This window comes from Allosphingosinicella sp. (assembly GCF_036570505.1).
Lineage (GTDB): Bacteria > Pseudomonadota > Alphaproteobacteria > Sphingomonadales > Sphingomonadaceae > Allosphingosinicella.
This window is the reverse complement of record NZ_DATCYB010000100.1, coordinates 1-1,964: the sequence shown is the minus strand read 5'-3', so window position 1 is coordinate 1,964 and position 1,964 is coordinate 1. Positions and strand designations below refer to the sequence as shown.

At 64.7% G+C, this 1,964-nt stretch carries 2 protein-coding genes; one reads left to right on the top strand and one right to left on the bottom strand.

Features of this window, described 5'->3' with window-relative positions; genetic code table 11:
• A partial coding sequence (locus VIR62_RS12440) for a class I tRNA ligase family protein (protein WP_431871732.1) occupies positions 1-1,327 on the bottom strand: 1,327 nt, incomplete at its 3' end.
• A 226-nt stretch (positions 1,328-1,553) separates the two neighbouring features.
• Between VIR62_RS12440 and VIR62_RS12435 the strand changes: the two genes are divergently transcribed.
• Positions 1,554-1,964, top strand: a 411-nt coding sequence (locus VIR62_RS12435) for a hypothetical protein (protein ID WP_431871730.1), incomplete at its 3' end; no start/stop codon positions are given.

Here is a 1,964-nt window from a genome sequence, read left to right as displayed (position 1 = left end):
TCGGGCCGTCGGGGGCGTTGAATTTCGGGTTGATCACGCTGCCCTGACCGCCGAGCCAGCCCCAGTCCTCGCGATATTTGCCGTCGCCCTCGACCGCGAAGACGGGGTCGAGCCCGTTCGCCTTGCACAGGTCGAAGTCGTCCTCGCCATGGTCGGGCGACATATGGACGAGCCCGGTGCCGCTGTCGGTGGTGACGAAATCGCCCGCGAGGAACGGGCGCGGGCGCGCGAAGAAGCCGCCGAGATGGTGCATAGGGTGGCGGGCGACGGTGCCGGCGAGGTCGGAGCCTGCGATTGAGGCATCCAAGTCCGAGTATGGATCGATATACTCTTGAACAGCGATTGCGCCGACGTCGATGTCACCGAAGTCGAGCGCCTTTGCTGCCTTGTTGAGCCGATCAGCGAAAGAAGTTGCCAAGTCTTTAGCGACAAGAAACTTGGCGATGCGGTTGACATTGAACGGATATCCTGCCGCCGTCAGAACTTCGTTGACGCGCTTGTCGCCACTCCCGCCAAGACCTATCGTGTCCGCCGTGACGGACAGCAGAACATACTCGATCTCCGGCCCATAGGCCAAAGCCTGGTTCACCGGGATCGTCCACGGCGTCGTCGTCCAGATGACGGCATGCGCGCCCACCAGCTCGGCAATCGGACTCTCGACGATCTTGAACGCGACATCGATCTGGGTCGAGACGATATCCTCATATTCGATCTCGGCCTCGGCGAGCGCGGTCTTTTCGACCGGCGACCACATCACCGGCTTGGCGCCGCGATAGAGCATGTCGTTGGCGGCGAATTTGAGCAGCTCGCGCACGATCGTCGCCTCGGCCTCATAATCCATCGTCAGATACGGATTATCCCAGTCGCCGCCGATGCCGAGGCGCTTGAGCTGTTCGCGCTGGGTGTCGACCCAATGCTGGGCATAGGCGCGGCATTCGGCGCGGAATTCCTCGACCGGAACCTCGTCCTTGTTGAGCTTTTTCTTGCGATATTGCTCCTCGACCTTCCACTCGATGGGCAGGCCGTGGCAGTCCCAGCCGGGAACGTAAGGCGCGTCCTTGCCCTTCAGCGTCTGGGTGCGGACGACCATGTCCTTCAGGATATGGTTGAGCGCGTGGCCGATGTGCATGTCGCCATTCGCGTAAGGAGGTCCGTCGTGGAGGATGAACTGCTCGCGGCCCTTGCGGCTTTCGCGAATCTGCGCTTCGAGATTGCCCTCGAGCCATTTGGCGAGAATCGCCGGTTCCTTCTGCGGCAGGCCGGCCTTCATCGGAAAGTCGGTCTTGGGCAGGAAGACGGTATCGCGGTAATCGGGAGCGTCGGTCATGGTGCGGGCGCTTAGCGCAGATTTGTGCGGGCGCAAAGCTTCCTCTCCCCTTGCGGAGAGAGCGGTGCGCACGCCTGACAGCTTGTTGCCTGGCTGGAGCTGGGTAAAGATATGCGGCGGTGCCGGACCCCAGGGTCGCGCCGCCGGCACCGACCGGACGCGGACGCCTCGACTCGCCGTCGCGTCCCCGATAGGCTGGCAGCGGTTGGCGGAACGGAGAGTGACGATGCGAAAACAAATCTTCCTGGCGACGGCCGTGATGCTGTCCCTCGCGGCGTGCGGCAAGGCCGAAGCGCCCGCGGCGCCCGAAACCGCAGAGGCCGAAAAATCGGTGCTCGCCGACGGTCCCGCCGCCGAGATCAGCACGGTTGCCGCAGCCGACCTGCCTCCGGGCATACGCGATGCCGTGCTCGCACGCGTCCCCGGCATGACAATCGCCGAGGCCGAGCGCAAGGAGCGCGATGGCAAGATTTTCTACGACGTCGAGGGGACGCGCCCCGACGGCAGCCCCGTCGAGCTCGACCTGATCGAGGAGGCGGGCGCCTGGCGGGTGGTCGAGATGCAGCGCGACATCGCCTGGGCCGACGCCCCCGCGCCGGTGCGCGCCGACGGTCCCGCCGCCGAGATCAGCACGGTT